General features: G+C 28.7%; 5 protein-coding genes. All 5 read right to left on the bottom strand.

Features of this window, described 5'->3' with window-relative positions; translation table 11 throughout:
* Nucleotides 1-294: 294 nt before the first annotated feature.
* Complete coding sequence (locus A9758_RS01855; protein ID WP_011407045.1) at nt 295-2,244, bottom strand: CoB--CoM heterodisulfide reductase iron-sulfur subunit A family protein; 1,950 nt, start codon at nt 2,242-2,244, stop codon at nt 295-297.
* A gap of 206 nt (nt 2,245-2,450) precedes the next feature.
* On the bottom strand, nt 2,451-3,353 hold the full coding sequence (locus A9758_RS01850) for an AEC family transporter (RefSeq protein ID WP_011407046.1): 903 nt from the start codon (nt 3,351-3,353) through the stop codon (nt 2,451-2,453).
* 215 nt (nt 3,354-3,568) lie between these two features.
* Nucleotides 3,569-4,672: an RNA-guided endonuclease TnpB family protein gene (locus tag A9758_RS01845; RefSeq protein WP_011407047.1), complete on the bottom strand. Its 1,104-nt coding sequence runs from the start codon at nt 4,670-4,672 to the stop codon at nt 3,569-3,571.
* A 111-nt stretch (nt 4,673-4,783) separates the two neighbouring features.
* Nucleotides 4,784-6,055, bottom strand: coding sequence for a UbiD family decarboxylase (locus A9758_RS01840; protein ID WP_048059917.1), 1,272 nt, complete (start codon nt 6,053-6,055; stop codon nt 4,784-4,786).
* Nucleotides 6,056-6,091: 36 nt separating this feature from the next.
* Nucleotides 6,092-7,096 carry a 5-(carboxyamino)imidazole ribonucleotide mutase gene (gene purE / locus A9758_RS01835; protein ID WP_048059774.1) on the bottom strand — a complete coding sequence of 335 codons (1,005 nt, stop codon included), beginning with the start codon at nt 7,094-7,096 and terminating at the stop codon, nt 6,092-6,094.
* Between the last annotated feature and the right edge of the window lie 153 nt (nt 7,097-7,249).

The raw sequence follows: 7,249 nt of genomic DNA, 5'->3' as shown, positions 1-7,249 counted from the left end.
ATATTTTACTATATAATATATTATAAAACGTTATATATAACTATTCTGTAAAATACTCCTTAAAAAATCATTATAAACTATAATTATAAACTTATAACAAAAAAATAGAAAAATATAACGGATAATTATAAAAACAAGTAAATATAAATAAGAAAAAATTATTAATTAAAAATTAATTATCGCACACCCTCAGAAGATACAAAAAAAGTCATAAAATACTATAAAAAAAGACTAAAATCCTAAAGTAAAAAATATAGAGGGAAAAATCCCCCATTCTTTACCAAGTTATTAAACTTAATTGAAAGCTGCTTCAATTTGAGCTAAAATTTGTTCATCTCTGAAGTGAGCTTGATCTAAAGCACCAGTTGGACATGCTCCTACACATGTTCCACAACCTTTACATAAAGCTATGTTTACTTCACATTTACCATCAACAATGGATAAAGCTTTAAATGGACATAATTCAACACAAATTTCACAACCACCACAGTTATCTTTAGATACTTCAGCAGTAATAGGTTCAATTTCTACTTCTCCTTGGATCATAGGAATTGCTGCTCTTGCTGCTGCACCTGAAGCTTGAGCTACAGTATCAGGAATATCTTTAGGACCTTGAGCTACACCAGCAAGGAAAATACCATTAGTCATGGTGTCAACAGGTCTGAGTTTAGGGTGAGCTTCCATGAAGAATCCATCTGCACTTTTAGATAATCCTAAGATTTGTCTTAAATCATCCATACCTTCAGGAGGTACTAAACCTACAGATAAAACAACTAAATCATAAGTATATGCTGTTGATTTACCTAATAAGGTATCTTCTGCACGTACTGTGATTGTTTTATCTTCATTTTCAATAAGTTGAGCTGCTTTACCCCTAATAAATCTGATTCCGTATTTTTCTTGTGAAAGTCTGTAGAACTCTTCATAACCTTTACCAAATGCACGAATATCAATGTAATATATAGTTACTTCAGTATCAGGTTCGTGGTCAACACATAATTGTGCGTTTTTCATTGCATACATACAACATACTCTGGAACAATATGGATTTCCAACTTTTTCATCACGAGAACCTACACATTGGATGAAAGCAATTCTCTTAGGTGTTTCACCAGAGGAAGGTTGGATTACATGACCTTGTGTTGGTCCAGAAGCATTTATGTATCTTTCAATTTGTAAACCAGTAATTACGTTTTCAGCTTGATCAAAGATATATTCTTCTTTTTCTGTTGGATCAAAAGTATCGTAACCTGTTGCTACTACAATTGTACCAATATCTAATTCAACTGTTGTTGGTTCTTGTTCATGATCAATTGCACCTATTTCACATGCTTTATCACATAATTTACATCCAATACAGTAATCATCATCAATAGTAGCTACTAAAGGTACTGCTTGTGGGAATGGAATGTATGCTGCTTTTACCATACCAGTTCCTTCATCAAAGTAGTTAGGCATTTCAATTGGACAAACTTCTTGACATACACCACAACCTGTACATGTTACTTCATCTACAAATCTTGCTTTTCTTTCTACAGTTACTTTAAAGTTACCTATGTAACCATCAACATCTCTTACTTCAGAGTAAGCTAAAAGTTCAATATTAGCGTGTTTACCAGCATCTACCATTTTAGGTGCTAAAATACACATTGAACAGTCAAGTGTAGGGAATGTTTTATCTAATTGTCCCATTCTTCCACTTAAGGTTGGTCTTCTTTCTACAAGGTAGGTTTTGAATCCCATATCACCTAAATCAAGAGCTGTTTGAATACCTGCAACTCCACCACCAATAACCATAGCAGTTTTTTCTACAGATACTTTTTCTGCTGTTAATGGGTTTAATAATCTTGCTTTTGCAACACCCATTCTTACTAAATCTTTTGCTTTTTCAGTAGCTCCTTCAGGATCATCTCCGTGTACCCAGGAGTCTTGTTCCCTAAGGTTTACGAAATCAAATAAGAATTCGTTTAATCCTGCTTCTTTTACACATCTACGGAATGTAGGTTCGTGGAGACGAGGACTACATGCTGCTACTACTACTCTGTTTAAGTTTAATTCTTTAATATCATCCTGAATAAGGTTCTGTCCTGGGTCAGAACACATGTATTTGTATTCACGTGAAACTACAACATCAGGTAAAGTTTCTACGTATTCAGCTACTGCTTTACAGTCTACTACTCCACCAACGTTTACTCCACAGTGGCAGGTGTATACTCCTATACGTACTTCTTCATTATTTGCCAAGTTAAATCACCTATTTAATTAAGACTATGATGTTTAAAATCTGTTTTTTTTAAAAAAAAAACTTATAAAAAACATTTGTTAACTATTAAAAATTTAACAAATTATATCCTATACTGTTAGATTACTAAAACAATATATTTATACTTTTATCATGTTTATATAAAAACGAAACAATAAAGTAAAATTTAAAAAAAATAAAAAAAGAATTATACAACAAATGTTATGATTGCAGTCAAAGTAACTAAACTTAACAATACATCTGTAAAAATACAAGAACTCATTAACTTATTATCCAAATTATAAGTAATAGACAATACCAAAGCATTCATTGCAGTAGACATACCTGCCTCTAAAACAGCAACATTAAATGCCAATCCAGTTAAATGAATAGCACTTAGAATTCCAAACATAAGTAATGGTGATACAACTAAACGAAGAAGAGATATCAACAATGAATCTTTAAGATAATGTTTAATCTCCCTGAAATCAATAGTTAAACCTAAAGACAACATAATAAGAGGAGTAGTTGAATTACCAAGATAAGTAAATACATTCTTCAAAACATAACCCATTTCTATGTGTGAAAAATTAAATAATAAACCTAAAATAACAGCCCATAATGGAACAAATTTTAAACCATTCTTCACAACATCTTTTTTATCTCCACCAAACTCTCCAACAAGTATCATACCAAACATTATAAATAACACTGTTGTTGCTAGATCATAAAATATTGCATTTAAAAAACCTTCATTTCCAAATACACCTAAAGTAATTGGAAAACCTATAAAACCTGAGTTCATCATTGCTGCTGCAATCATTAAAGTCCATGTTTTAATCTTAGAATAACCTCTACTTCTAGAGAAAAGATAAGCAAGTAACATACAGACCATACTCACAGCAAATGAAGCTACAGGCAATATTGCCATATTTGAATTAATATGAGCACTTGAAAGATTTACAAAAATCAATGAAGGCAAGCTTATATTTATTACTATTTTTGATAAAGTTGTACTATCTTTTGCATTTAATACATTATTTCTTTTAAGAGCATAACCTATTATAATCATGATTGTTGGAATCAATATAATTTCAATAGGGTTTACCATAAATATCGCGTCCTTCTATTAATGCTAATAAGATTTGTTGTAGATACTATTTAAATATAATAATTAAAAAAAGATGAATTATATTAAAATTATTTGTATGTGGCCCTATAAAACTAGAACCCCGCCTTGAAGTGTATCAAGTAATACTTTCTAGGTAATACTTAAAGTAAGTAAATTTACTAGACTATCCCCCATCGCCCACAGGTTGATTATGATTATGACATTTCTATTGCTTTATATAGAATATTTTTTGCTGCATTAATATCCCTATCATGATATGTGTTACATTTAGGACATTCCCATTCTCTCACATCTATTGTCACATTATTATTTATTGTTTTACAATTACTACAAGTCTTCGTTGATGGATAACTTTGAGGTATCTGTATAAATGTTTTATTATTTAGTTCAGCATTAATTTTTATTAGTTTTATTAGTCGTGCCCAATTCATATTATATATACTATGACTATATCTTCTATTTTTTATCATATTTCTAATATCTAATGATTCCATAGCAATAAAATCATAGTCTTTCACTATTTCCATTGCTATTTTATGTAGGTTATCCTCAATAATATTTGTTCTTTTAATATATAATTTATGTAGCATCAACACTGTTTTTTGGTAATTCTTACTATTTTCCTTTTGTTTTGATAATTTTCTATTATATTTATTTATCTTTGATTCTATTTTTGATATATTTGGTGGTTTAATTGATTTACCATCTGACATTATTATCAAGTTCTTTATTCCCAAGTCTATTCCAACTTTTTTATTTGTTTTAGGATACTCTGTTATTGAAATATCACTACATTTTAATATTATAAACCATTGACTATTGTGTTTTTTAATTATAACTTCCTTAAGTTTTCCTTGAATTTCACGTTTATCATGTAGTTTAAATGTTCCATAATCATTTAAATATAATCTTTTACATTTCAATTTATCTTTGGAGGTGCATTGGAGTCTAAATGATTGTGTTGATGTTTTTTTAATAAATTTTGGTTTTTGTGATAAGCCAGTTTTATAATTATTTATTGAATCTAACAGTCTATGATATGCATCAATAAGTATAATTTTATCTACTTGTTTTAGATGATTATTTTCTTTTAATAATTGTTTTAAAATATCATAGAAATATTTATTTGAATATACTACCTTTTTTCCAGATTTTAGATTTTCTTTATATTCTTTTTCATAAATTAATTTAGATTTATTATAAACATAAGCATACGCTACAAAATTTGTTTCAAATAATTCTATTTGTTTTTTATTAGGATATATTCTACATTTATAATATTTAGATATTTTCTTCATAACTATATTATTCTAATTAATAATATTTCATTAATAAGATATATACTTTTCTAATAAAAAAATAATTTTAATATAAAATGTTTAAAAAAATAATAAAAGTTTTAAAAACTTTTAATTTTCCAAGGTATTACTTACACGTTCATAATCTTCAATATTATGGAATGATTTTGTCGCATCTACACCTATTTTAGTTGTGGTACCATCTATTTGTGCTACAGGATCTAATGATGAACCTCTTGCTTTTGGTATTATTATTATATCATCATCACCTTTTACACGAGTTGCAATAGCATATTCAACATCAACTGCATCAAATATATTTATATCTTCATCAACTATAACACAATGTTTAAGTGAAGGATGTGCAGATAATGCAGCCATAAGTACATTTTTAGCATCGCCCTCTGTTTGCTTCTTAATTGATACTACTGCATGTAGCCAACAACATCCACCTTCTGTTAATACTACATTTTGCACTGTTGGAAGAGTATTTTTTACACTATTATATATACGTGGTTCTTGAGGGAGTCCTTGTAATAATTTATGTTCATTCCCAGCTGGAAGAATTGCATGATAATATGGATTATCTTTATAATGCATCCTTGTAAGTTTTATTATTGGTTCTTCCCTTATTTTATCATAAGTATCTGTTAAATCAACAAATGGTCCTTCAATTTTACGTTCATTTGGTAATATTTTTCCTTCAAGTAAAATTTCACACTCTGGAACTTCAATATCAACAGTTTCACATTTAACTAAAGTTAAATTACCCTCTTTAAATGTATTTGCCACTTCTAATTCATTTTCAGTGATAGGAATACTTGTTGTACTAGCAAGTAATGTTGAAGGATTTAATCCTATTGCAATTGCAATTTCCAATGGTTTGTTTAATTCTTCAGCTTTTTTATAATAAGTATATAATTGTCTAGGTACTATTCTAATTCCCAATTCATCGTTACTATTAACTAACATTCTATGAATAGATGCATTGGTTTGACCATTTTCTGGATCTTTTGCTATTACGACACCTGCTGTAATATATTTTCCCTTATCTTTAGGATAATGTTTTAAAATTGGTATTTTTGATAAGTCTACATCCATATTATTTGAATAAACTTCATCAAAATTCTTAATATTTGTTATTTTTGTTGGATTTTCTGTTGCTTTTATTATATTTTCAGTAATTTTATCAACAGATGTATTTATAGATTTTGCTATTTTATCCCTAGTATTGCATATTCCAGAAATTATATTCATATTTGAATCTTTAATATTTGTAAATATAACCGTATCAGTTGGATGTTTTTTAAGAATAGATGTTATTTCATATTCTGTTGATACTTCTTCAGAAATTTCTATAATATCATCAGTTATTTCATCAATTAAACGAGACATAATTTTTAACTCCTATACCTATGTTTATTCATAATAATTATTTCTATGTAATGTTTTCATGTATTTATATAATGATTCTTCAATATTCTCATCATATACTGATAAAATTCTTGCAACATATAATGCAGCATTTTCCCCAGCATCGACCCCCATAGTTGCTGTTGGAACACCCGGAGGCATTTCAACCATTGACAAAAGAGAATCTAAACCAAGTTTTCCAGTATTGCATGGTACTCCAATTACTGGTTTTGTTGTATGTGATACTACTGCTCCTGAAAGTATTGTTGATAAACCTGAAACAACTATGTATAAATCTATTTGATTATCCACGGTTTTCATATATTTTTCAAGTTTATCAGGTGATCTTGTTGCAGAAATAACCTTATATGCTGAAGGTATTTTTATAACATCAAGTGTTTGTGTTATTTTATGAACTATATCCATGTTAGAATAATTTTCAGAAATTATAAGTACTCTTGTATCTTTTGAAACATTTAATACTTTATTAACAGATGGTCTTTCATGTTTAACCCCTTCAGTTCTTGTATAATATTTTCCAGCAATTTTCTCAATTAATTCTTTTTCAGAGGTTTCCATTTTATGATTATATGAATTACGTTTATCTACAAGTGCTTCTCTCATTTTTTCATCATTACATGCTATGATTTGACAAGCAAGCCATGCAGCATTTTCTCCCCTATCGATACCCATTGTTGCAACAGGTGTTCCTAATTGCATCTCAGTACATGATAATAATGCATCCAATCCTTCTATTTTGCCATTTACAGGTACTGCTATGACAGGTTTTGTTGTATATGATGCTATTACTCCGGGAAGATGAGCAGAAAGTCCTGCAATACCAATAAATACCTCTATTCCATCAACATAATTGGTCATTATATCTTTTATCCTATTATGAGTTCTATGTGCAGAAGCTACTCTAAGATCATATGGTACTTTCATCTGTTCGAATACTTTCACAGTTTTTTCTGCTATCTTATAATCAGATCCACTTCCTAATATTATCATCACTTTAGCTTGAGTAATTTTAATTCCCCCATTATTTACATAATTAGTTTTATTAAACACATCATGAAAATTTTATTTAAAATGTTATATTTTATTATCTATTTAAAGTTATTCTTTAATTTTTTTTGAGTGGTTTTCCAGTTGCTGGGTCTT

Source organism: Methanosphaera sp. A6, from assembly GCF_001729395.1.
In the GTDB taxonomy this organism is placed as follows: Archaea; Methanobacteriota; Methanobacteria; order Methanobacteriales; family Methanobacteriaceae; genus Methanosphaera; species Methanosphaera stadtmanae.
Note: the sequence above shows the minus strand (reverse complement) of the source record. Positions and strands in the feature narration are given on the sequence as shown.

Excerpts from the sequence above, each read along its gene's own strand:
- A9758_RS01850 (WP_011407046.1), bottom strand. The coding sequence starts at position 3,353 with ATGGTAAACCCTATTGAAATTATATTGATTCCAACAATCATGATTATA.
- purE (WP_048059774.1), bottom strand. The coding sequence starts at position 7,096 with ATGATAATATTAGGAAGTGGATCTGATTATAAGATAGCAGAAAAAACT.
- A9758_RS01845 (WP_011407047.1), bottom strand. The coding sequence starts at position 4,672 with ATGAAGAAAATATCTAAATATTATAAATGTAGAATATATCCTAATAAA.